This window comes from Alcanivorax sp. 97CO-5, assembly GCF_000524665.1.
Classification (GTDB): domain Bacteria; phylum Pseudomonadota; class Gammaproteobacteria; order Pseudomonadales; family Alcanivoracaceae; genus Alcanivorax; species Alcanivorax borkumensis.
In genome coordinates this window covers 369,465-393,077 of the sequence record NZ_KI965877.1, presented here as the reverse complement: position 1 = coordinate 393,077, position 23,613 = coordinate 369,465, and the positions used below count along the sequence as shown (strand labels likewise).

The window sequence follows — 23,613 nt, the reverse complement described above, 5'->3', positions numbered from 1 at the left end:
ACTGGTGGAAGCAAATATGCCGGTCTCTCCCAAGGGCGGGGAAAGCCTTTTTCTTCTGTTTCTCCGGCCACTCGCAACGCAAGCAGGGCGAGGTTGCCCTACACAATAAGGCGCCGGGTGAGTCGTTTGCTTTTTGGGTTCCGTTGGCGTCGCTGGTGGTCAGTGATGGTACTCACCATTTCGAGGTGGCCTTTAATTGTTGGGTCGTTAGCGCAGAAGTAAATAGAGAGCGTTGTTTTCCTATTCCATAAAGCCACCGGGCCGGGTTGTTGGTTTTCACATAGAGTGAAAGCGACTTGCTAGGCTGTGAGCTCTTGCGAGAAATGATGTGCATGTTATTGCTCATTGGGCGTGTTCTGTTGGTTATTGCCTGCCCACTTTTCTGGATGTCGTCAATCTCAACATTCTTTCGAGTTGCAGGTAGGATGGCGACCATTGGTTTTATTGCGCAGAGGGTTGAGTATGAAGGCATCGGTTCAGGAACTGATGAATCTGTTCGATTTGGAGCAGCTGGAGAATAATTTGTTTCGGGGACAAAGCGAGGCCAATGGGCAGCGCAGTGTGTTTGGTGGCTTGGTGGCTGGGCAGGCGTTGTTGGCCGCCTCGCGGACGGTGGATGATGCACGTCCTGTGCACTCCTTGCATGCGTATTTTTTGCGCCCCGGCGATTTTAACGTGCCGATCGTCTATTACGTTGACCGGATACGTGATGGCAAGAGTTTCACCACGCGCCGAGTGGACGCGATCCAGCATGGTCGGCCGATCTTCTCTCTGGCGGCGTCTTACCAAGTGGCGGAGGAGGGGGTTTCCCATCAGTCAGTTATGCCCGACGTGCCGGGGCCTGAGGGCCTAGAGAATGATGAGGGCATTCGTATGAAGCTGGTGGATCGCTTGCCTGAACAGTTTCGAAAGGATTTTCTGACTGACCGGCCGGTGGAGTTTCGGCCGGTGACGCCGAAAGATTCCATCTCCTCTGAACCCCAGGACCCTGTCCGCGAGGTTTGGTTCAGGGTGGTAGATCGGGTGGATGCTAACCCGATGACCCAGCGAGCGTTATTAGCCTATTGTTCCGACTTTGGCCTAATGGGCACCGCCATGCTGCCTCACGGAATGAATTTCTGGCAGCCTAATGTGCAGTGCGCGAGCATTGATCATGCCATGTGGTTCCATAATGATTTTCGCATTGATGAGTGGCTGCTGTATCGAAGTGATAGCCCCTTCTCGGGTGGTTCTCGCGGCCTGAATTTTGGTTCTATTTATCGCCAAGATGGCACCTTGGTGGCGTCGGTGGCTCAAGAAGGATTGATGCGCCTGCATCCCTCAGACAGCCCGACGGAATGACACAACTGATTGACCTGTTGGAAGACGTTCGTGCCTGCCGGCTGTGTGAGTCGCATCTGCCGCTGGGGCCGCGGCCGGTGGTGCAGGCTGGGCAGGGCGCGCGGTTACTGATTGTGGGGCAGGCGCCGGGGACTCGCGTTCATGAGACCGGGATTCCCTGGAACGATCCGTCCGGCGATCGTCTGCGAGACTGGCTACAGGTTGGCCGTGAAACCTTCTATGACGAGAGTCAGATTGCGATCATTCCTATGGGGCTATGCTATCCGGGCCGGGGCAAGGGCGGGGACCTGCCGCCGCGACCGGAATGTGCGCCCCAGTGGCATGGCCCTTTGCTGGCGGAGTTGCCAAATCTGCGGCTGACATTGTTGGTAGGACGGTATGCCCAGCGCTTTTATCTGGCTAAGCCTGGAAAAACACTCACAGACACAGTGCGGCATTTTGCCCGGGCGTTGGATCAGGGTTTTTTTCCGCTCCCTCATCCCAGCCCCCGCAATCGCCTGTGGTTGCAGCAACGGCCCTGGTTCGAGGAGGAGGTGGTGCCGGTGCTAAGGAAACAGGTTGCTTCCGCCTTGCAGAAGGCCGCAGACGGATGATACTCCTGTAGTAATGGGTGTTTATCTTTGTCTGCGCCGGATAGCGGGCTTTGGCGAGCTATCTTCCCCTAATCCGGGTAGATAATGTGGCCTTTTGGCGCTATTATGCGCGCCCCGTACTCCACCACCGCAGGTAGGACGGCAAGCATGGCAATGATGCCGCTTTTCGTCGCCTGAACCCAAACTGAGAGGGCCATCTCCGTGAGCAAACTGGAAGACCATTTCGGACGCTGGAAGAACCGCGAAGAAATTGCAGAAGCCATGATTCCTATGATCGGGCGCCTGCATCGTGAAAAGAACGTTACCACGACCGTGTACAGCCGTTCCCTGGTCAACAAGTCTGTTATCCAGATTCTGAAGAGCCATCGTTTCGTTAAGCAGGTTGAAGATTCTGAACTGTCTGTGGTCGATACTTTCCCGATCCTTCAGGAAGTGGCTAAGTCGGATCTCGGCCCTTGCCGGATCGATATCGGTAAATTGGCGGTGGAGTACAAAAAAGACAATCGTGGCCTCTCTATCGAAGATTATGTGCGAGAAGAGCTGTCTGAAGCGGTGAGCAGCAAAGTCGACATGCCCGAGCGTACCGATGTGGTGCTGTACGGGTTCGGCCGTATCGGTCGTATTCTGGCACGTCTGTTGATCGAGAAAGCCGGCTCCGGCGATGGCCTGCGTCTGAAAGCCATTGTGGTGCGTGAATCAGGTAAGGGTGATTTGCAAAAGCGCGCTAGCCTGATGCGTCGTGATTCTGTGCACGGCCCGTTTGCGGGCACTATCGCCGTGGACGAGGAAGAAAATGCCATCATCGCCAACGGTAACTTCATTAAGGTGATTTACTCCAGCGACCCGGCGTCTATCGATTACACCGATTACGGCATTAATAATGCTGTGGTGATTGATAACACCGGTAAATGGCGTGACGAGGAAGGTCTGTCTCAGCATTTGCAATGCAAGGGTGTGTCCCGCGTGATGTTGACTGCGCCAGGCAAGGGCAACATGAAGAACATCGTTCACGGCGTGAACAATGATTTGATTGAAGACAGCGACAAGATTATTTCCGCAGCAAGCTGCACCACCAATGCCATCGTTCCGCCGCTGAAGGCGCTGGAAGATAAGTTCGGCATCGAGTTCGGCCATGTGGAAACGGTACACTCCTACACCAATGACCAGAACCTGTTGGATAACTTCCACAAGGGGCCTCGTCGTGGGCGTTCGGCGCCACTGAACATGGTGTTGACTGAGACCGGTGCGGCGACGGCTGCCACCAAAGTATTGCCGAGCCTTAATGGCAAGCTGACCGGAAACTCCATCCGCGTTCCCACCCCGAACGTGTCTATGGCGATCCTGAACTTGACTCTGGGCAAAGAAACTACCTTGGAAGAGCTCAACGATTACTTGCGTTGGGTGAGCTTGCATTCTCCTCTGCAGCGCCAGGTGGATTTCGTAAGCAGCCCGGATGCAGTGTCTACGGATTTCGTTGGCTCACGTCACGCCTCCGTGATTGACGCAGAAGCGACTATTGTTAATGGTCGTCACTGTGTGCTGTATGTGTGGTATGACAATGAGTTCGGTTATAGCTGTCAGGTGTTGCGTATCCTGCAGCAGATTTCTGGGGTGGAATTCCCGGTGTATCCGAAGGACTGAACCCGGAACAGAGAAGCCCGCCCCGCGGGCTTTTTTCGGTGCATTTTCCGTTTTCTTGTTGCCCTATAAAAGGGGCTATACGACAAAAGGCGGAGGCGGCGGTGCTGGCGAACAGGTAGGCGCGACCTTATAATGTGCCCGCCGGGTTTTTGTCGGTATCCATTGCACATTCCGGAATTTGCGAACGTTTCCTGTAAAACCTGGTTTACCCGGGCCCTCAGGTAGCGTGCCTCGACTTCAGCAACATGCAACGTGGGCGAGAAACTATGATTAAAATCAGGAAGGGCCTTGATCTGCCCATCGCTGGTGCACCGCGCCAGGCGATTGAGGAAGGTCACCAGGTTCGTTCTGTTGCCGTGCTCGGCGGTGACTATGTGGGCATGAAACCCACTATGGAAGTCCGCGAGGGAGACGTGGTCAAAAAAGGCCAGCTGATCTTCACGGATAAGAAAACCGAGGGTGTGAAATATACATCTCCTGCTGCCGGTAAAGTGATTGCCATTAACCGTGGCCACAAACGAGTGCTTCAATCTGTGGTGATTGAAGTGGCAGACCAGGAAGACGAAGTCACCTTCGCCTCTTACAGTGCTGACCAACTGAGATCTCTGGATCGCGATGCGGTGCAGCAGCAGTTGGTGGACTCCGGTGAGTGGACGCTGTTGCGCACTCGCCCATTCGGCAAGGTGCCGGCACCGGGTAGTACACCCAATTCTGTTTTCGTCTCTATCCTTGACACCAACCCTCTGGCACTAGATCCGGCTTTGGTGATCAAGGAAAATGAGCAGGCTTTTCGCCATGGTTTGACTGTACTGAGCCGTCTGACCGACGGCCCGGTATGGGTGTGTCGCGGTCCTAATACTGATCTGCCCAGCTTTGCGGGCGGGCAGGTTCGTGAAGAAGCGTTTTCTGGTAAGCATCCGGCAGGCAATGTGGGTACCCACATTCACTATCTAGACCCTGTTGGCCTGAACAAGACAGTTTGGTCGGTGGGTTATCAGGATGTGATTGCTATCGGCAAGCTGTTCACCGAAGGCAAGATTAGTTCCGCCCGTGTGGTTGCCTTGACAGGCCCGCAGGCGAAAACTCCACGGGCCTTACGTACTCGTGTGGGCGCCAGCGTGGACGATTTTGCCCAGGGTGAACTAAAAGAAGGCGATAACCGCCTGATCTCCGGCTCTGTACTGAACGGTCACAACGCCCGAGGTCCTGTGGCTTGGTTAAGCCGGACAACAAACCAGCTAACGGCTTTGCGTGAAGGCCATGAACGGGAGCTGTTGGGTTACATTTCGCCCGGCGCCAACCGTTTCTCGCTGATGAATATCTATCTGTCCAAGCTGATGCCGGGCAAACGCTTCAATTTTACCACTACTACCAATGGCTCCGAACGTGCCATGGTGCCAGTGGGGGCCTATGAAGAAGTGATGCCGCTGGATATTTTGCCGACGCAGTTGCTGCGTGCATTGATTGTTGGTGATACCGACAGCGCCACGGCCCTTGGTGCCTTGGAGTTGCTGGAAGAAGACCTTTCTCTGTGTACCTTCGTGTGCCCAGGCAAATACGAATACGGTCCGATTCTGCGCGACAACCTGACCACGATTGAGGCGGAGGGCTGAGCATGGGTATGAGAAAGTTTCTAGATGACAAAGTGTCCCCTCATTTTCATGAGGGTGGTAAGTTCGAGAAGTATTACACCTTCTACGAAATGTTCGACACCATGCTCTACACCCCGGATTCGGTAACCCGTTCCGCGGCTCACGTGCGTGATGGTCTTGATCTGAAACGGATCATGATGACGGTGTGGTTCTGCACTTTTCCGGCGATCCTGTTTGGTCTGTGGAACACCGGTTACCAAGCTAATTTGCAGATCGCAGAGTTAGGCGCTAGTCCGCTCGCCGGCTGGCGTAGTGATTTGGTGGCAGCGCTGACCGGGTTCGATCCGGCCAGTATTTGGGCCAATGTTCTGCATGGTGCGGTTTACTACATCCCGATTCTGCTCACCGTGTACATCGGTGGTTTTATCTGGGAAGGACTGTTCGCGTGGAAGCGCGGCCATGAGGTTAACGAAGGCTTCTTCGTTACGGGTATTCTGTTTACCTTGATCCTGCCACCTTCCATTCCTTTGTGGCAGGTGTTCCTGGGTATTTCCTTCGGTGTAGTCATCGGTAAGGAAGTGTTCGGGGGAACGGGCAAGAACTTCCTTAACCCGGCGTTGGTTGGCCGTGCGTTCCTTTACTTTGCCTACCCGGCGCAGATGTCCGGTGATGCAGTGTGGACCGCCGTGGATAACTTCTCCGGTGCCACGTCCTTGTCTCTGGCTGCCTCGGGTAGCTTGAACTACGCGGTAGGCCTTACTGGCAACGCATTGACTGAAGGTGCGGCGGCCGCTACCGCTAGCCTGAGTTGGATGAACACTTTCCTTGGTAACATCCAGGGCAGTATTGGTGAGACTTCCACGCTGGCTATTCTTATCGGTGGCGCAGCTTTGTTGATGACCAAGATTGCTTCTTGGCGCATTGTTTTGGGTGTGTTCTTGGGCATGCTTGGTATGTCTTCCCTGTTCAATGTGATCGGTTCTGAGACTAATGCCATGTTCGGCATGCCATGGTACTGGCACCTGAGTGTGGGTGGCTTCGCCTTCGGTATGATCTTCATGGCAACCGACCCGGTGTCGGCCTCCATGACCAACACGGGCAAATACATCTTTGGTGCCCTGATTGGTGTGATGACCGTCCTGATTCGGGTGATCAACCCGGCTTTCCCAGAAGGCATCATGTTGGCGATCCTGTTCGGCAACTTGTGTGCACCGCTGATTGATTACTTTGTGACCCAGGCGAATATTCGTCGCCGCCTGCGTCGGACAGGGGGAGAAGTCTAATGGCTGGAAACAACGAAAGCGTTGGTAAAACGCTGCTGGTCGCCTTCCTGGTATGTGTGGTTTGTGGTGTGGTTGTGGCCACAGCAGCGGTGAGCTTGCGTCCGGTTCAGGCTGAGAATCAGCTTCTCGATAAACGGATGAATATTCTTCAAGCCGCTGGGTTGTACCAAGAAGGTACCGACGTAGAAGAGGTTTTCAAGACTATTGAGCGTAAGTTTGTTGATATCGATACCGGCAAATATGTTGAGATGCCAGAGTCTTACGATCAACGTAAAGCGGCTAAGGATCCCGAGCAATCTATTCGCCTGACTGGCGATGAAGACCTTGCGGACATCAAGAGCCAGGCAAAAGTGGCCGAAGTGTACCTGGCCAAAGACGATAGCGGCGCGCTAAGCCGTATCATCTTGCCCGTTCATGGCTACGGCCTTTGGTCTACTCTGTACGGTTTCCTGGCGCTTGAGCCGGATGCCAATACAGTGGCCGGGCTCGGTTTCTACGAGCACGGCGAAACTCCAGGGCTGGGGGGTGAAGTGGATAACCCTAAGTGGAAGGCTCTGTGGGAAGGCAAGAAGTTATACGGTGACCAGGGGGAAGTGGAAATCCAGGTGATTAAAGGCACAGTGGATGGCAGCACCCCGAATGCGGAATACAAAGTTGATGGCCTGGCCGGCGCAACCCTGACCAGCAAGGGTGTAAGTAACTTGCTGCGTTTTTGGGTAGGCGAAAACGGTTTTGGTCCTTACCTTGAGCGTATGCAAGAGGGTGAAACGGCGGTGGCTGATGGTGCCGCGACACCTGAGCAACCGGAAGGAGAGGCGTAATGGCGGAGAAAACCAAGGACATCTTGTTAGGTCCGATTTTCGACAATAACCCCATCGCTCTGCAGATCCTGGGTATCTGTTCCGCGTTGGCGGTGACCAGTAACCTGAGCACCACGGTGACGATGTGTATCGCATTGACTGCGGTAACAGCGTTCTCGAACTTCTTTGTAAGCTCGATTCGCAACAGCATTCCTTCCAGCATTCGAATCATCGTACAGATGACCATCATTGCATCGCTGGTAATTGTGGTTGATCAGTTTCTGAAAGCCTATGCCTACAGTATTTCCAAGCAACTGTCGGTGTTCGTGGGGCTCATTATTACCAACTGTATCGTGATGGGGCGCGCGGAAGCCTTTGCTATGAAGAATCCGCCGATCCCGTCTTTCCTCGATGGCGTAGGGAACGGTCTAGGTTATTCGGCAATTCTGTTGGGGCTGGGTTTTACCCGCGAATTACTGGGTGCGGGTAGTTTGTTTGGTCACCAGATTCTGCCCAAGGTATCCGAAGGCGGCTGGTACATGACCAATGGCATGATGCTGTTACCACCCAGCGCGTTCTTCCTTATTGGTCTGTTTATTTGGGCTATTCGTGCCTGGAAGCCGGAGCAAGTGGAAGAAGATACCTTCAAAATGAAGCCCAACACCCGTGTCAGCGACGCGTTTTAACGGAGACGAGGAATGTTTGAACATTATCTGAGCCTGTTCGTCCGCGCCGTCTTTGTTGAGAACATGGCGTTGGCCTTCTTTCTGGGCATGTGTACCTTTATCGCGATTTCCAAAAAGATCCAGACTGCCATCGGCCTGGGGATTGCGGTGGTTGTGGTTCTGGCGATTACTGTTCCGGTGAATAACCTGATTCTTCATAATCTGCTTGAAGAAGGTGCTTTGTCTTGGACTGGCAGCGAACAGCTCGCAAGTCTGGATCTGCGTTTTCTCGGGCTTCTCAGCTATATTGGCGTGATTGCAGCGATCGTACAGATTCTGGAGATGACTCTGGATAAATACGTGCCGAGCTTGTACAACGCGCTGGGTATTTTCCTGCCGCTAATTACAGTGAACTGCGCCATCATGGGGGCTTCTCTATTCATGGTGGAACGCGATTACACCTTCGGTGAGTCTGTTGTGTATGGCGTGGGTGCCGGCGTGGGTTGGGCTCTTGCCATCACTCTGTTGGCCGGTATTCGTGAAAAGCTGAAGTACAGTGACGTACCCGATGGCCTAAAAGGTCTAGGCATCACCTTCATTACTGTTGGTTTGATGTCACTGGGCTTTATGTCTTTTTCCGGTGTGCAGCTGTAAGCGAGGGGTTGAATCATGAGTTTTGAGATTATTCTCGGTGTTGTCATGTTCACCGCCATCGTGCTCGCGTTGGTGGCAATCATTCTGGTTGCCCGCTCGCGGCTGGTCAGCACGGGTAATGTGAGCATTGTCATTAACGATGATCCAGATAAATCCATTGAAGCTCCAGCTGGCGGTAAGCTGTTGGGGACATTGGCAGATCAGGGTATTTTTCTATCTTCTGCCTGTGGCGGTGGTGGTACTTGCGCGCAGTGTCGGTGTCAGGTGCTGGATGGTGGTGGCGATATTCTTCCCACTGAAGAAGGTCATTTCACCAAAGGTCAGATTCGCGATGGCTGGCGCTTAAGTTGTCAGGTCAACGTGAAGCAAGACATGGAAATCCAGGTGCCAGAAGAATTCTTCGGCGTTAAGAAGTGGGAGTGTGAGGTTGTTTCCAATAACAATGTTGCCACTTTCATCAAAGAGCTGACGCTGAAGTTGCCTGAAGGCGAAAATGTGGATTTCCGTGCCGGAGGTTATGTACAGCTGGAAGCGCCGCCTTTCGATGTGAAGTTTTCTGACTTCGATATCGATGAGGAATACCGGGGTGACTGGGAACGGTTCAACTTTTTCGATTTGAACACCAAAAATAACGAAGAAGTGATCCGTGCTTATTCCATGGCCAACTACCCGGAAGAGAAGGGCATCCTTAAATTCAATATCCGTATTGCGACGCCGCCTCCTGGCTCCAAGGATATTCAACCCGGCATTATGAGCTCATACGTGTTCAGCCTGAAGCCGGGTGACAAGATCACTGTATTTGGTCCATTCGGCGAGTTCTTCGCTAAGAAAACCGACGCAGAAATGGTGTTCATCGGCGGTGGTGCGGGTATGGCCCCCATGCGTAGCCATATCTTCGATCAGCTCAAGCGATTGCACTCCAAGCGCAAAATGAGCTTCTGGTATGGTGCCCGCAGTGTTCGCGAATGTTTCTACAATGAGGAATATGACAAGCTGGCTGAAGAGAATGACAACTTCGACTGGTACCTAGCTCTGTCAGATCCGCAACCTGAAGACAATTGGGATGGCCTCACCGGCTTTATCCACAACGTGCTGTACGAGCAGTATCTTAAGGACCATCCGGCCCCTGAGGACTGCGAGTACTACATGTGTGGTCCGCCGATGATGAATGCGTCTGTCATCAAAATGTTGGAAGATTTGGGCGTCGAGCCGGAAAACATTCTGTTGGATGACTTTGGCGGATGATTCCAAAGGCCGGCCTTCGGGCCGGCGTTTTGTTAGCTACAAGCTACAGTGGAACCTATGTTTTAGGTTTTATCGTTTGTGATCGCGCCTTGCCGTTGATCGCGAGCGAAGCTTTACAGAACATGGGCTCCTTTTCTGTGTTCCAGCTTGATCCTTGTTCCTCTGCTTTATACCTTCGGACCTAAGCAATGCTCCGCATCCTCTCTGTACTGGCTTTCTCTCTGCTTCTGCTTTTTGGTGGCTGTGATGACAGCAAGAATCGCCTTTCTGTGCTCAGTGGCCCGACTATGGGTACCACTTGGAGTGTGAAATATACAGGGACACCGAGTGATGGCGGAGTACAAGCATTAAAGGCGGATATTGTAGCGGCGTTGGAGCAAGTAAATGCGCAGATGAGCACTTACCGTCCTGACTCCAATATTAGCCGTTTTAATCATGCTGAGCCCGGTGCCCTGATGGTGTTGCCATCTGATCTGGTGAAGGTTTTGCATGCCGCTTTTTTGCTTTCGGAGCAGACTGATGGGGCCTACGACGTGACTGTGGGTCCATTGGTTAATTTGTGGGGCTTTGGGCCTGATCCGGAGCGCTTTGAGCCTCCGAAACACTCTGAAGTGGAGGCCGCGCTAACACGAGTTGGTTGGCAAAAGCTTATGCTCAGCGAGCAGCAGTTACTTCAGCCTGGCGGCGTGTATGTGGATCTGTCCTCTATTGCGAAGGGGTATGCGGTGGATAAAGTGGCGGATTTACTGGACCGTTATGGCTTGAGCAACTATTTAGTAGAAGTGGGGGGGGAATTACGGGGCAAAGGCAGCAAGCCCTATAAGCAGCCTTGGCGAGTTGCCGTTGAGCGGCCGATTGCTGGCGTTCGTGAGGTTGAGCAGGTGGTAGACTTGAAGGACATGGCGGTGGCTACCAGTGGTGATTACCGTAACTTCTTCGAGTCGCAAGGACGATTATTCTCCCATACGATTGATCCACGTACGGGCTATCCGGTGCAGCACAAGCTTGCTTCGGTGTCTGTTTTGCACAAAAGTGCAATGATTGCGGATGGGCTGGCCACGGCAATGACGGTGCTGGGGCCGGATGAAGGAATGGCTTTTGCCAAAGACCATGAACTGGCCGTATTTTTTATTGTCAGAACTGAGAAGGGAGTAAAAGAGTTATCGACTCCCGCGTTTGATGCAATTGTGGAGGGTAAGTGACATGTTCATGACTATTGTGGCGGCAGTAATTTTTATTGGCCTGCTTTTCGCCGGCATGGCTGTGGGCGTGATTCTCTCCAACAAGCCGGTAAAGGGATCCTGTGGTGGCCTGGCGGCGCTGGGCATGAAGCAGGACTGTGAAATTTGCGGCGGTAATGATGACGAATGCGAAGAGAACGCTCGCAAGGTTAACAACGAAAAAGCGGCGGCACTGGGTAAGAACGTGATGAAGATCTAATTCCAAGCCCGCCCACAAAAGAACCCGCTCCATGCGGGTTTTTTTATGTCTGACTATCTGCCGTAGGCGCGCCGCGAGCGCGGCGATTACGGCAAGGTATTCTTCAGAGGCGGTTCAATACCACTGCCGTACGCAACTTTGCCTGACCGTACTGTCGCATTTGTTCAAATTTATGGCGTGTAATGGGGACATGTTGGCAATCCATGGGCACCTGGTCTTCACCGGGATCCGGGTCGTGGATGTAGAAGCATTCCTCATCGCTGCCACTAATAGCGACCCAGTGAGGCGCCTTGCGCCGGTCTAGTCGCCAAGTACTGATGAGCACTAGCACGATACTGCCGACACTAATGGCATTATCCAGATCGGTGGCGCTGAAATCGCCGTAGCAGACCGGGACCCTGTGCCGCGAACACTCACTGACAAAGTGGTCGTGTAAGGTGGTAATCACGGATTTTTTGTCGCGGTCACGCACCGAATCCAGAAATAACGGGCCGGCCTGGTTACACCATACGCGGGCGCTGAGCCCACGCTGTCGAGCGGCCAGTGCGAGGCCGAGCGGATGACAGCCACCATGGCCTGCGGTCATGTAGATGGTGGTGGCTTCACGCCATAGCAATAGCTCTTCGGTGACCGTGGGCGCCTGTTTTTTCAGGGCAGCTAAGGCCATCAGTAAGCAGGCGGGCCCGCAAGTGAAAGGCGTGGTTTGCTGAACCCAAGGTAACTGCAAACGCCCTGTTTGAGTCGAGGCAGCGTGCGCTTGGCTTGATAGGTCGGGTAAGTCAGCTAAATAGTGCAACCGCTTTTGGTAACGCAGGGCGTCTTCGTGATCCTCGTAATAGTCTACCGTCTGGGCAAACAGGCGGTAGCCCAAGCGTTCGTACAGGGCGATGGCCACGGTGTTGTCTTTGCGGACTTCCAGGCGAAGAAACAGGCGGTGTTGCTGATGTGCATAGCCTTCGGCGGCACCCAGTAACTGTTCTCCGAGTTTTTTGCCACGCTGCTGCGGATCCACCGCTATGGAGTAAAGGCGGGCAAGGCGCGTGCCGGGTTGCAGCAACACTAGCGCATAGCCAACCAATTGCTGATGTTCGTTCTGGGCAACGATAAGGCCAGCGTGCTGCCGCTTGAGCCATTGACGAAAACTGCGTCGAGTAAGGCGGTCGGAGGAAAAGCAGCGCTGCTCCAGTGCCGTGAGGGCATCTAGATCGTCGGGAAGAGCGGGGCGAAGGGAGAAAACGCACATAATCCTGTGTCCTTGAAGGTGTTCAGAATAAGGTAGCCGGTATTGCCTTGCCAGCATTATTGATGCGGCGAGTAGTGGTGGCGTGGCGGTTAGCGCGGCATACTGAAAACAACAAACAGGGAGGGTATCAATGCACAAACAGGATCCGGTCAGAGGATTGATATTGTCGGGCGGCGGTGCACGTGGCGCTTACCAGGTAGGCGTCCTAGCGGCGATAGCGGAAATGATTCCCCGTGGCGCGCCGAACCCCTTTCCGATTATCTGTGGCACCTCGGCGGGGGCGATCAATGCAACGGCTTTAGCGGCGAATGCGGGTAACTATCGGGCGGCGGTCCGAGGCTTGGAGAGAGTCTGGTCCAATATTACCGCCGAACAGGTGTATCGCACGGACCTCTATGCCTGCATCCGTGGCGTGTTGCGTTGGTTTTTTTCTGGTGTGGCGACGGGCAAAACTCCGGAGCGAAGTTCGTTGCTTGATAATACGCCGTTACAACGCTTGCTATCGCTAGTGATTAATTTTCGCCGTATTCAGGAGAGCTTGGATCAGGGGCATTTGCGGGCACTGGCCATTACTGCTTCGGCCTATGCAAGCGGTGAATCAGTGAGCTTTTATCAGGGCACCGATGAGCTTGCCGAATGGGCTCGCGCTCGCCGTAAGGGTAAGCGTTCGCAAATTGGGGTAGAGCATTTGTTGGGATCGGCGGCCATTCCTATCCTGTTTCCTGCGACTAAGGTGGACAAGGCTTATTATGGTGATGGAGCGCTGCGTCAGCTTGCTCCATTAAGCCCCGCGCTGCATTTGGGCGCTACGCGGCTACTGGTAATTGGTGTGTCTGGTAATGTGAGTGCAGGGCATCTACGTCAGCTAAGCGGGTACCCTTCAATGGCCCAGGTGCTGGGGCACGTGCTTAATAGTGTGTTTGTCGACACGCTGGAAGGGGATGTTGAGCGGCTTGAGCGCATTAATCACACACTGTCGGCCCTGGGAGAGCGGGCGCGCAGGAAAAAAGATATCAAGCTGCGAGAAGTGGATGTGCTAAAGATTTATCCCTCTCGGCCCATTGATGAAATCGCGGCGGAGCATATTCGGGAATTACCTCGATCCTTGCGGTTTTTTCTGCGCAGTTCCGGAGCGACTCGCTCTCCTGGTGCCAGTGCTATGAGCTATTTGTTATTTGAGCCTGGGTTCACCAATGCATTGATTGAAATGGGGCGTAAAGATGCGACGGCCCGTAAAGATGAGATCATGGCGTTCCTAAATGATCAGCCACTAATGGAGACGGCTTCCGAGGCCCCGTAACGCTGTTTGCGGCGGAAGTGGCTGACAAAGCTGGTGGGGAAGTCGGTGATGATGCTGTTTACCTTTAGTTTTGCCAGCCGCTCGGCTTCTGTCAGGTCGTTCACCGTCCACACAGAGACCTTTAATCCGCGACGTTTGGCGCGGCGCATCAGTGCAGGGCCAACGAGAGAGTAATGTGCAATGAGCCAGCTACAACCCAACCCTTGTGCTCTTCGGGTCGGTTGCAGGTAGCGGTGCTGACACACATAGCCGCGTTCAATATCCGGGGCCATGGTGCCGATCATGCGCAGAAACCCAGTGTGACTTGAGGTGATCACCACTCGTGTTTGCAGTTGTTGGTCGTGGATCATATGCGTCAGATGATGGGCTAGCTGGTGCAGAACAATCCGGTTTGCCCCTTTAACTTCGAACTGGAAGCGTATAGCTGGGCCACATAGGTCGATCACTTCTTGAAGTGAGGGAATCCCGGTGGGGCTGTGCCAGCCTGGTGTATTTCGGCGAGCATCCATGACGCCGAGCTGGGCACTGGTGTACTGACGAACATTGCCGCGAAGCCCGGTGGTTCGGATTACGTCGCTATCGTGCAATACGATCAACTGGCCATCGGAGGATAGCCGTACATCCAATTCCATTTCTGTTACGCCCGCCTCTAAAGCGACCTGGAAGCTGGCGAGGGTATTCTCAGGCGCTTCGCCGCGGGCGCCACGGTGGCCCACCAAGGCTGGGTAGATTGAAGAGGCAGTTAGGTCGGTCATTGGCAGTGTCATAGTGCTATTCTTTGCGAGAAAGATGACAGCGCTGTGACCGAGACACAAGAGATACTGCTGTCATTTTTATGTCTTGGAGCTGTTTTATTGTTTCAACGTTTCTCGCCGCCGAGCTTCACCATGTTAAAGCTGTTGAAACGTTATAGCCGATTATTCCTGGTCAGTTGGGCTCCACGTTATCAAGGGCAATGGCACGGCTTCTCGTTGCAACGACTGCTGGTGATGCTGGTTTTTTGGCCATCTTTTTTGCTGGTGCAGGCGATTAATGGTATCGGGCTGGGGTTGGATTACCTGCTATTTCCGGGGTTTCGCCGGGTGTCGGTGCGCGAGCCATTATTTGTGATTGGCGTGCCGCGAAGCGGTACCACTTTCCTGCATCGTCTGCTGGCCATGGATTCGCGTTTCACGACGACCGCCCTATGGGAGCTACTGTTCGCCCCCTCGATTACCCAGCGCTATTTCTGGACGGGTATGGCGCGCTTGGATAAGTGGCTAGGCCGGCCGGGGGCTAGACTAGTCTGTTGGTTGGAACGGCGTCTGTTGAGTGGGTTGGATGGTGTGCACAAGACAGGGTTGCTCGATCCGGAAGAGGATTATCTGGGGTTGATCCCCGTATGGGGCTGCTTTCTGCTGGTCCTTGTGGTTCCCGTTCCTTCCCTGTGGCAACTGACGTTTCTGGACCGCGATGGCAGTGCGGATGAGAAACAGCGATTGATGCAATCCTACCGCCGCTTTGTGCAGCGTCACCTTTACTTTCACGGACAGGGGAAAACCCTGTTATCGAAGAATCCCTCGTTTACCCCGTGGATGGAAACCTTGGCAGAGGCCTTTCCGGATGCCCGTTTTATTGGCTGCCTACGTAGCCCCACGGCGGCGGTGCCATCGCAGGTGAATTCGATCCTGATCGGTGCGCGCCTGTTTGATGGCCGCGACACTACCGCTTACTGGCGGGAAGGGTTTCTAGCAATGCTGGAATACTACTATCTGCATTTGATAGAAGTGGCCGAACAAATGCCGCAACAGCGCCGGGCGTTATCGGTGATGGAGACCCTGGTGCGCGCTCCCAGCGATACCGTGCTGGGTTTTTACCGTCGTTTTGGCTGGCAAGCAGACGCGCATTTCTGTGAGCAGCTGCAGGAGCAAGACCGCAAAGCCAAACAGTACCGTAGTGGCCACCACTACTCACTGGACGCCTTGGGCGTCAGTGATGACGAATTGCTGCAGAGGTTTGGTTGGGTTTATGAGCGCTTTGGTTTTATCAAACCCGATGGTTAACGCCGCCTCTATGGAAAGTGATCTCCACACCGAAAAGGGGTAGGCGTGTTAGCGTCGCCTGACGCCCGCACAGGTTGTATGTAGTGTGCAGCCTGTTGGTTTTTTGTCATACCTTGTCGTACTTTCCGCGTTGTGGGTGGCCTTGCTGTCACATTCTCGACATGAGCAGTCCGGATACTGCCGTGCATGGATACCAAAGAGCTACGCATACTGTTTGTGGTGGATGCAATCAAAGGGCGGAATGGCGTCGGTGCTTACTTCCAAGACCTGGTGTCGCATCTAAAAAATCAAGTGGCGCAAGTGGAGTTGGTGCAGCCTTGCATGCACAATCCCCATCCTTGCCAAGGGGCGTCTGTTCCGATTCCGGGTGATCCCACTCAGCGTCTGTTTTTTCCCAAGGTGCGAGAACTCAGTGCCTTGGTCTGGGAAATGAAACCCGATGTGATCGTCATTCCGGGCCCCGGTATTTTCTCCATGATCGGGTACTGGATTGCCAAGAAATGGGGGATCCCGGTGTGCGTAACTTTCCAGACAGATTACAACCGTCTGGTGGAGCTGTATTGGGGTAAGCGGTTGGCGCGTCTGGCTGGGGGCTTTCTCAATTGGGTGAATCGGACGCTGTTTCAGGGTAGCGAAACCGCCGCCACTATTTGCGAATCGATGATCGCCCAGGCCCGTGCAGCGGGAGCGCGTAATCCTCAATTGGTCGGCACGCCGTTGGCCCAAGAGTTCGTGAATACGCCAGTGGTCGAGTTAGATAATACGGTTCAGCGGGTTTGTTATGTGGGCCGGCTGGCGGCGGAAAAAAATATTGAATCCTTTCTCGTGCTGGCATCCCAGCGCCCGGATCTGCAATTTGAAATCGCTGGAGACGGCCCCCTGCGTAACAAGGTAGAAAACGCCTGCCGTGAACAGAATAATCTGCATTTCCATGGTTGGTGCACCCGTGAACAAGTGGTCAGTATGCTGGATCGCTGCCAAGTACTGGTGCTACCTTCATCGGTGGAAGCCTTTGGCACGGTCGCGCTGGAAGCCATGGCACGTGAGCGGCTGGTGATTACTACGCCGGCTTGCGGCATCAACGAATGGCCGGCATTGGTTAGTGGCTTGTGGGTGATGAAGGTGGGGGAGAGCCTGTTCGATACTGTTGAGCGATTGCAGTCGCTAAGCCCGGTGACTCGTGCATTCAAAGCCCGTCAGGCACGCCAGGCGGCACTAGCCATGAACGACGATGCGATTATCCAGTGGACGGCGGTACTGGCCCACTGTGCTTCGTTGGCACCAGCTTCGAGCTGGGCGTTGCCTTCCCCTACCTTGGCATTACTGCGCCGTTTGAGTAGCAGTTATCTACGTAATGCGCTCTGACTCATTAGCTGCGCTGGTCTCGATTCATGACGTGATGCCCGAGACGCGGACGCAGGTAACGGCCATGCTGGCGCGGTTACGCTTGCCTTGTGAAGCGGTAACCTTGTTAGTGGTGCCGGGTAAAGATTGGCAGGAGGGTGATCTTGATTGGTTGCGAAGCCTGCAGAACGCGGGGCATCCACTAGCCGGGCATGGCTGGTCCCATCGTTGTCAGCCCCCCGTGACGCTTTATCACCGCTTGCACAGTGCGCTGTTGTCACGGGATGTGGCGGAGCATCTGTCGTTTTCCGGCGATGGCATTCAACGGTTAGTGTGGGATTGTTATCGCTGGTTTATCCGTAACGGGCTGAGCCCCTCACCCCTCTATGTGCCACCGGCTTGGGCGTTGGGTGCGCTCTCTCCGGCGCAGCTTTCCCTGTTGCCATTTCGGTATGTGGAAACCCTTTTCGGTCTCCATGATGCTCAAGAGCAAACGTTTACCCGGCTACCTTTAGTGGGCTTTGAGGCCGATACTGCTTTTCGGGCCTGGGTGTTGGGCTTTTCTAATGCGGTGAATATTAGCCGGGCTCGGCGCGTGGGGGTGCCGGTGCGTATCGGGTTACACCCGCACGATTTTGAGTTGCGCCTAGGCAACAGAATTTCACCGTTACTGAAATCCTTATCGCAGGCATTACCGTATCCGCAGTTAGGAATGGAGCCCGGATTTATAGAGGATAGATCGGCACGTTAGGTACGTTACCCGGTCACGGTTTCGCCCACGCTGGCGTGAGAATGGCCGTTTGCGGTTAACGTCAGTCTCGAAAACGCTTGCCCAGGTCATCATAAGCATCCACACGCCGGTCACGCAGATAAGGCCAGATGCGGCGGACGGATTCGCTGCGCTGCAAGTCTACATCGGCGAGCAGTACCTGCTCGTTATTGCTGTTGGCTTGGGCGAGGAATTCGCCCTGTGGCCCACAGATAAAGCTATTTCCCCAGAACTGAATGCCACTCTCGTCCGCCGGACTTTGTTCAAAACCACAGCGGTTGGCCACCAATACGGGTAGGCCGTTGGCGATGCCATGGGCCCGCTGAATCGTGATCCAAGCGTCTAGCTGGCGTTGTTGCTCGTCTTGTTCATCCGTGCGATCCCAACCGATGGCGGTGGGGTAGAGCAGCAGGTCGGCACCGGCCAGGGCCATCAGGCGAGCCGCTTCTGGATACCATTGATCCCAACATACCAGCAATCCTAGTTTGCCCACGCTGGTGTCGATGGGGGTGAAACCGCTGCGGCCGTCGTTGCAGTTGGCATCGCCGGGGGTAAAGTAGAATTTTTCGTAGAAGCCCGGGTCATCAGGGATGTGCATTTTGCGGTAGATGCCCGCCAAGCTGCCATCTTTTTCCAGAACGACTGCAGTGTTGTGATACAGGCCGGGGGCGCGCTTTTCGAACAGGCTGCCGACAATAACAATGCCAAGCTCTTTGGCCAGTTCGCCAAGGGTCTCTGTGCTGGGGCCGGGAATGGTTTCTGCCAGATCAAACACGCTGGTGTCTTCGGTTTGGCAGAAATACAGGCTGCGGTGCAGCTCCTGCAATAGCACCAGTTCCGCGCCCTGAGCGGCGGCATCGCGGACCAGTGACAGGGAGTGGTCCAGGTTGGCTTGCAGGTCGGCGGTGTTGGTCTGTTGAATAACGGCAACACGCATGGGCGTTTTCCTCTGTGCGGTGGTGGCGTGCGTCATGCTGACAGGGCGCCTTGCGGTAACTGCATGGTGACACAGTGCAGGCTGCCGTGCTGTTCGATCAATACCCGGCAGTTGATGGCTTCCACGCACCGTGAGCCAGCAACGGATTGTAGAGCACTGAGAGCTTGTTGATCCGTATCGCAGCCATAGACTGGCAGCAAGATTTTTTCGTTGGTGATAAGGAAGTTGGCATAGGTGGCCGGCAGCCTTTCACCTTCGCGGCAATATTGGGCAGAGGGCAGTGCCAGCGGCACCAGGGTTAAATCATGTTGATCCGCTAGCCGTTGCAGCTCCAGCTCCATGGCAGCGAGGGTCGGGTAGTGGCTGTCAGTGGGGTCCTGACATTGCACATAGGCCAGCGTTTTCTCGTCCACAAAACGGCCCAGGGTATCCACGTGGGCGTCGGTATCGTCACCGTCCAGTTCGCCATGATCCAGCCACCAGATATCGCTGACGCCCAGCTGCTCTTTCAACTGTGCCGTGAGTTCCGCTTCTGAAAGATCCGGGTTGCGATTGGGGTTACGCAGGCAGTGGCGGGTGGTCAGTAGGTTGCCCTTGCCGTCGGTATCGAGGGCGCCGCCTTCGAGCACTAGAGCGTGGCTTCGTAGGGGGAGTTGCCAGGGCAATTGTGCGTTGAGTGCATTGTCCTTGTCGGCGGCGAACTTGCCGCCCCAGCCCGTAAAGGTGTAATCCAGCAGCAGGGTTTTGCCGTCTTCATGGATGGCGATGGGGCCAAAATCCCGGGCCCAGGTATCGTTGTAATCTGCGATCACCAATTGTAGGCGTTGCGGGTCGATGCCCCGGGCCGCGACTTGCGCGTGAATATGCGCATGGGTTTGCGCGTTACGACACACCATCAATACATGCTCGTGGTCGAGTAGAGCAGCGAGGATATTCAGGTAACAGGTTTCGGCATCGGCCAAGTGATCGGCCCAATCGGTTTGGGCGTCGGGCCAGGCGAGTAACACCCCCCATTGGGGGTGCCATTCAGGAAGAAGTTGGCGCATAGCGAAGAGGGTCCGCAGGGTTGGCTATGCGCGCGAGTGTGCTACTGGCGTGCGCCCCAGTCAATATAGAAACCACCGCCATCGGCGGCGTCATTGACGTCCTGAGCGGCTTGCTCCGCCTGGTCGGTTTGCTTTGTTGCTTCCTGTTGGGCCTGAGCCTGGGCCGCCCCCACGTTTTTGCTGGCTTCGTCTACAGTGTTCTGGGCCTTGCCCTGAGTGTCTTCAGCGGCCTGGTCGGCCGACTCTCTGGCTTGATTAGCGGACTGTCGTGCCTCTTGTTTCATGCTATCGGCTTGCTTTTTTGCCGCCTGCTTTTGTGTGTCTTCACCGGCGATGATGATGCGACCGGTTACCGGGTCGAAGCGAAACTCGCCTTCAGTGTTTGGTGTCGTCGGTGTTTCGGGGTTAGGGCCGGTTTGAGCCGGACTTTCTGCTGGCTTGGTGGTTTCTGGTGTGGAGGGAGCTGTAGGAGCTTCTGGCGCTGCGGGGGGAGCCGTAGTGGGTTCGAACGCATTGTCGGCCGGTGTGCTGGGTTGTGTGGCCGCTTTTTCTTGAATAGAGGGCAGGGCATCGACTTGTTGGCCAGAGACTGGGTCTGTTGCCGTATTCGCCGGGCGATTAACCACGGTGTGCAGAGTGGTATTGTTTTCGAAGTAAACAGTAAATCCGTCGTAATCCCAGCGGGTGATGGCCGGGCTGCCCACTGGCCCTTTACTTTGGTTGGGGGCACTAAATTGAGCTCGAACCTGAGATTGGGACATGCCACGCTGGGGAACATCGGCTGCCAGTGAGACAGTGGATATGACCAGCGCTGCTGAAGCCAGCATCGGTATTATTCTTATCTTCATTTCTTCCCCCAGAAATATTTTATTTTCTTTCAGTATTAGAAAGTTAGGTAGGCTTATTCAACCATTTTGCTAGCTGGTGAACGCTGACACCGATCACAAAGCGGCGTGCCGAGGCGTTTGTGCCGGTGGGCGTAGTATTTGCCTCGGGTTTCGGGTTAAATGCGCTGCATGTTTCGACCACTATCTTTCTATGTGGGGCTGCGCTATACCGGCGCCCGTGCCCGCAACAGTTTTATTTCGGTGATTACACTGATTTCGGCACTAGGCCTGATGTTGGGCGTAGCGGTGCTGATAACGGTGCTTTCAGTCATGAATGGCTTTGATCGTGAGTTGCAGACCCGCATTTTGGGCATGGTGACGCATCTGTCTGTGCATGGCCGCGAGCCAGTACAGGATTGGCAGGCGTTGGCCAACCGGTTGGATCACCACGACCAGATTGAAGCGGTCGCGCCGTTTGTGCAGCTTGAAGGCATGCTAACTCACCGTGGCAATGTGGCCGGAGCGTTAATTAACGGGATTGACCCGGAGGCCGAGCGAAAGGTGTCCATCGTTGGTGACTTTATGCACCAAGGCGAGCTGGATAGCTTAGAGTCAGGTGAATTCGATGTGGTACTGGGCTATGGCTTGGCACGGCGGTTGGATGCGCAGTTGGGGGACAAGATAACCCTGGTGCTGCCGGAGGCCACCATTTCACCCGCAGGGGTGATGCCCCGATTTAAGCGCTTTACCGTTACCGGTATTTTCCGGGTGCGGGCGGAAGTGGATTCCCTGTATGCCTATGTGAATGTGGCGGATGCGGCCAAGCTGGCCCGTCAGGCGGGCACGGTGCAGGGCGTGCGGTTGAAACTGAATGATCTGTTCAGTGCATCGAATCTGGGTTGGACGCTACAGCAGGAACTGGGGCCGAATTATTACACTAGTGACTGGACGAGAAGCCACGGTAACCTTTTCCAAGCCATCAAGATGGAAAAAACCATGATGACGCTATTGCTTAGTTTTATTGTGGCGGTGGCGGCCTTCAACATCATATCCAGCCAGGTCATGTTGGTGACCGAGAAACGCGGCAATATTGCGGTATTGCGTACGTTGGGAGCCTCACCGGGCACCATCATGCGTATTTTCATGGTGCAAGGTACCTTGATTGGTGTGGCCGGGACGTTGTTAGGTACGGTGCTGGGTGTGTTGCTGGCCACCAATGTGAGCAATATTGCTGAGTGGGTGGAAAAAACCTTTAACACTCGTTTATTTGATGCCTATTTTGTGAATTATCTGCCGTCCGAGCTGCAGTGGTCTGATGTGGGCACTATTGTAAGTATCGCATTGTTTATCAGCTTTTCGGCCACCCTTTATCCTTCCTGGCGTGCCAGCCGGGTGCAACCGGCAGAGGCGTTGCGCTATGAATAATTCAACGCCTGTTCTGCAAGCAAAGAAGCTGGTCAAGGCTTATGAAGAGGGTGACAACGAGCTGGAAGTATTGCGCGGTGTGGAGTTGACCGTAAATAAAGGCGACATCCTGGCGATTATTGGTGCCTCCGGTTCTGGCAAATCCACCTTGTTGAATCTATTGGGTGGGCTTGATCATGCGACCCGAGGTTCTGTGGCCATTGCGGGTACCTCAGTGGCCTCGTTGAACGACCGGGAAACCGGTCGACTACGTAACCGCTACTTGGGATTCGTCTACCAGTTTCACCATCTTCTGCCTGAGTTTACCGCGCTGGAAAATGTGGCTATGCCATTATTGATCCGTGGAGACAAGCCGTCGGATTGTCAGGCTCGTTCCGCCGAGATTCTTGAGCGGGTGGGGCTGGGCCCCCGTCTCAAACACAAGCCTTCGGCGTTAAGCGGTGGTGAGCGTCAGCGGGTGGCCATTGCTCGTGCACTGGTGACAGAGCCTGCGCTGGTAATGGCAGATGAGCCCACCGGTAACCTGGATGAGCGAACGGCAGCGCAGGTGCAAGCCCTGATGATCGAATTAAATGAAAAACTGGGCACGGCGTTCATGATCGTGACCCACGACAGGGAGTTTGCCGCCCGCTGCCCGCAACAATACGAGCTACACGATGGGTTACTGCGGCGGCTCTGAACCGCCGCGAGGCTCGTTGGTTTCGTTTTTTTTCTCTTCTTTGGCTTCTAATCGCGCGTCACGGCGCTGAGCCCGTGCGCGCCGGTGCGCGCGTAGATTCCAACTTCGAATTACAGCTAGCCGCCAGCTGACTTTTACTGCCATGTACGCTAATCCGCCAAACCCGAATGCGCATAGCATTGAACCTACCCATAATGGGATGAGCTGTTCCACAAACCAGGCGACGGTGATGCCTTCACCGCTGTGGGGCGGCATTCCCAGCAGCCAGGCGCCAATGCGGTAGGTGAAATAGAAAATCGGCACATAAGTCACTGGATTGGAAATCCATACCAGCATAATCGAAAGCGGCAGGTTGCAGTGGAAGCGCACCGCCAACAGGGCGGCCAACCCCATTTGCAGGGGGATAGGTAACAGGCCGGAGAAGATACCGATAAAGGCTGCGCCGGCCAGTGAACGACGGTTAATGTGCCAAAGGTTTGGGTCCGATAGCACTTCCCCGAGAAAACTCAACGACTTGGTTTGTCGAATACGTTCGGGTGTTGGCAGGTATTTGCGGAATATCCGTTTTGGCATTAACTCGCATCTACTGGCTGGATCGGGAGCACATGTGTAGCCCCGGTGCTTTCATGACAGCGGTATCTGGCTGCCGATGAAGGCACTCTACCAGTTTGGTACTATGCCCGGTACGTTCGAGCCTGACATCGCCGGGAAAAAGTGGGATTAAGAAGATATGGGTGATCTCTTCTT

General features: G+C 54.6%; 23 protein-coding genes. 17 read left to right on the top strand and 6 right to left on the bottom strand.

Features of this window, described 5'->3' with window-relative positions:
* Positions 1-462: 462 nt before the first annotated feature.
* The 11 genes from Y017_RS01790 to nqrM all read left to right on the top strand — a co-directional run bounded on the left by Y017_RS01790 (position 463) and on the right by nqrM (position 11,254).
* Positions 463-1,341 (top strand): acyl-CoA thioesterase II, encoded by an 879-nt coding sequence (locus Y017_RS01790; RefSeq protein WP_011588313.1) that lies wholly within the window; start codon positions 463-465, stop codon positions 1,339-1,341.
* Positions 1,338-1,934 (top strand): uracil-DNA glycosylase family protein, encoded by a 597-nt coding sequence (locus tag Y017_RS01785; RefSeq protein ID WP_035458461.1) that lies wholly within the window; start codon positions 1,338-1,340, stop codon positions 1,932-1,934. Before Y017_RS01790 ends, Y017_RS01785 begins: the two co-directional genes overlap by 4 nt.
* Before the next feature lie 201 nt (positions 1,935-2,135).
* On the top strand, positions 2,136-3,575 hold the full coding sequence (locus Y017_RS01780; RefSeq protein ID WP_011588315.1) for a glyceraldehyde-3-phosphate dehydrogenase: 1,440 nt from the start codon (positions 2,136-2,138) through the stop codon (positions 3,573-3,575).
* A gap of 266 nt (positions 3,576-3,841) precedes the next feature.
* Positions 3,842-5,188, top strand: a complete 1,347-nt coding sequence (locus Y017_RS01775) for a Na(+)-translocating NADH-quinone reductase subunit A (RefSeq protein ID WP_035458459.1) — start codon at positions 3,842-3,844, stop codon at positions 5,186-5,188.
* A gap of 2 nt (positions 5,189-5,190) precedes the next feature.
* The gene (locus Y017_RS01770; RefSeq protein ID WP_011588317.1) at positions 5,191-6,450 is read left to right on the top strand and encodes an NADH:ubiquinone reductase (Na(+)-transporting) subunit B; all 1,260 of its coding nucleotides are present in this window, start codon (positions 5,191-5,193) and stop codon (positions 6,448-6,450) included.
* Positions 6,450-7,271, top strand: a complete 822-nt coding sequence (locus Y017_RS01765; RefSeq protein WP_011588318.1) for a Na(+)-translocating NADH-quinone reductase subunit C — start codon at positions 6,450-6,452, stop codon at positions 7,269-7,271. The genes Y017_RS01770 and Y017_RS01765 overlap by 1 nt, the downstream gene beginning before the upstream one ends.
* A complete protein-coding gene (locus tag Y017_RS01760) occupies positions 7,271-7,936 on the top strand; it encodes an NADH:ubiquinone reductase (Na(+)-transporting) subunit D (protein WP_011588319.1) in 666 nt (221 codons plus the stop codon). Before Y017_RS01765 ends, Y017_RS01760 begins: the two co-directional genes overlap by 1 nt.
* Positions 7,937-7,948: 12 nt before the next feature.
* On the top strand, positions 7,949-8,569 hold the full coding sequence (gene nqrE, locus Y017_RS01755) for an NADH:ubiquinone reductase (Na(+)-transporting) subunit E (protein ID WP_011588320.1): 621 nt from the start codon (positions 7,949-7,951) through the stop codon (positions 8,567-8,569).
* A 15-nt stretch (positions 8,570-8,584) separates the two neighbouring features.
* A complete protein-coding gene (gene nqrF, locus Y017_RS01750) occupies positions 8,585-9,814 on the top strand; it encodes an NADH:ubiquinone reductase (Na(+)-transporting) subunit F (RefSeq protein ID WP_035458457.1) in 1,230 nt (409 codons plus the stop codon).
* 188 nt (positions 9,815-10,002) lie between these two features.
* Positions 10,003-11,016 carry an FAD:protein FMN transferase gene (locus tag Y017_RS01745; protein WP_011588322.1) on the top strand — a complete coding sequence of 338 codons (1,014 nt, stop codon included), beginning with the start codon at positions 10,003-10,005 and terminating at the stop codon, positions 11,014-11,016.
* Position 11,017: 1 nt separating this feature from the next.
* Positions 11,018-11,254: a (Na+)-NQR maturation NqrM gene (gene nqrM, locus Y017_RS01740; RefSeq protein ID WP_035458455.1), complete on the top strand. Its 237-nt coding sequence runs from the start codon at positions 11,018-11,020 to the stop codon at positions 11,252-11,254.
* Between the two features lie 103 nt (positions 11,255-11,357).
* Here nqrM and Y017_RS01735 read toward each other — a convergent pair whose 3' ends face one another.
* The gene (locus Y017_RS01735) at positions 11,358-12,497 is read right to left on the bottom strand and encodes a GNAT family N-acetyltransferase/peptidase C39 family protein (protein WP_035458453.1); all 1,140 of its coding nucleotides are present in this window, start codon (positions 12,495-12,497) and stop codon (positions 11,358-11,360) included.
* Between the two features lie 130 nt (positions 12,498-12,627).
* Here Y017_RS01735 and Y017_RS01730 point away from each other — a divergent pair, with 130 nt between their 5' ends.
* Positions 12,628-13,797 (top strand): patatin-like phospholipase family protein, encoded by a 1,170-nt coding sequence (locus Y017_RS01730; protein WP_011588325.1) that lies wholly within the window; start codon positions 12,628-12,630, stop codon positions 13,795-13,797.
* Here Y017_RS01730 and Y017_RS01725 read toward each other — a convergent pair.
* Positions 13,761-14,564 (bottom strand): glycerophosphodiester phosphodiesterase, encoded by an 804-nt coding sequence (locus Y017_RS01725; RefSeq protein WP_046961826.1) that lies wholly within the window; start codon positions 14,562-14,564, stop codon positions 13,761-13,763. The two genes, Y017_RS01730 and Y017_RS01725, sit on opposite strands and share 37 nt — an antisense overlap.
* A 120-nt stretch (positions 14,565-14,684) precedes the next feature.
* Between Y017_RS01725 and Y017_RS01720 the strand changes: the two genes are divergently transcribed.
* The 3 genes from Y017_RS01720 to Y017_RS01710 all read left to right on the top strand — a co-directional run bounded on the left by Y017_RS01720 (position 14,685) and on the right by Y017_RS01710 (position 17,934).
* Positions 14,685-15,839 (top strand): sulfotransferase, encoded by a 1,155-nt coding sequence (locus Y017_RS01720; RefSeq protein ID WP_011588327.1) that lies wholly within the window; start codon positions 14,685-14,687, stop codon positions 15,837-15,839.
* Between the two features lie 186 nt (positions 15,840-16,025).
* Positions 16,026-17,204, top strand: coding sequence for a glycosyltransferase (locus Y017_RS01715; RefSeq protein WP_011588328.1), 1,179 nt, complete (start codon positions 16,026-16,028; stop codon positions 17,202-17,204).
* Positions 17,194-17,934: a polysaccharide deacetylase family protein gene (locus tag Y017_RS01710; RefSeq protein WP_051428677.1), complete on the top strand. Its 741-nt coding sequence runs from the start codon at positions 17,194-17,196 to the stop codon at positions 17,932-17,934. The genes Y017_RS01715 and Y017_RS01710 overlap by 11 nt, the downstream gene beginning before the upstream one ends.
* Positions 17,935-17,995: 61 nt before the next feature.
* Here Y017_RS01710 and Y017_RS01705 read toward each other — a convergent pair whose 3' ends face one another.
* From Y017_RS01705 to Y017_RS14845, 3 genes are read right to left on the bottom strand one after another with little or no spacing between them, the layout of a single operon-like run.
* On the bottom strand, positions 17,996-18,889 hold the full coding sequence (locus Y017_RS01705; protein WP_035458737.1) for a carbon-nitrogen hydrolase: 894 nt from the start codon (positions 18,887-18,889) through the stop codon (positions 17,996-17,998).
* A gap of 32 nt (positions 18,890-18,921) precedes the next feature.
* The gene (locus tag Y017_RS01700; RefSeq protein WP_035458451.1) at positions 18,922-19,935 is read right to left on the bottom strand and encodes an agmatine deiminase family protein; all 1,014 of its coding nucleotides are present in this window, start codon (positions 19,933-19,935) and stop codon (positions 18,922-18,924) included.
* A gap of 41 nt (positions 19,936-19,976) precedes the next feature.
* Positions 19,977-20,783 carry a hypothetical protein gene (locus Y017_RS14845; RefSeq protein WP_051428676.1) on the bottom strand — a complete coding sequence of 269 codons (807 nt, stop codon included), beginning with the start codon at positions 20,781-20,783 and terminating at the stop codon, positions 19,977-19,979.
* Between the two features lie 168 nt (positions 20,784-20,951).
* Between Y017_RS14845 and Y017_RS01690 the strand changes: the two genes are divergently transcribed.
* Positions 20,952-22,187, top strand: coding sequence for a lipoprotein-releasing ABC transporter permease subunit (locus Y017_RS01690; RefSeq protein WP_035458449.1), 1,236 nt, complete (start codon positions 20,952-20,954; stop codon positions 22,185-22,187).
* Positions 22,180-22,866, top strand: a complete 687-nt coding sequence (lolD, locus tag Y017_RS01685; protein WP_035458447.1) for a lipoprotein-releasing ABC transporter ATP-binding protein LolD — start codon at positions 22,180-22,182, stop codon at positions 22,864-22,866. Before Y017_RS01690 ends, lolD begins: the two co-directional genes overlap by 8 nt.
* Here lolD and Y017_RS01680 read toward each other — a convergent pair.
* Complete coding sequence (locus Y017_RS01680) at positions 22,849-23,439, bottom strand: DUF2062 domain-containing protein (RefSeq protein WP_011588335.1); 591 nt, start codon at positions 23,437-23,439, stop codon at positions 22,849-22,851. The two genes, lolD and Y017_RS01680, sit on opposite strands and share 18 nt — an antisense overlap.
* Positions 23,440-23,613 lie beyond the last annotated feature (174 nt).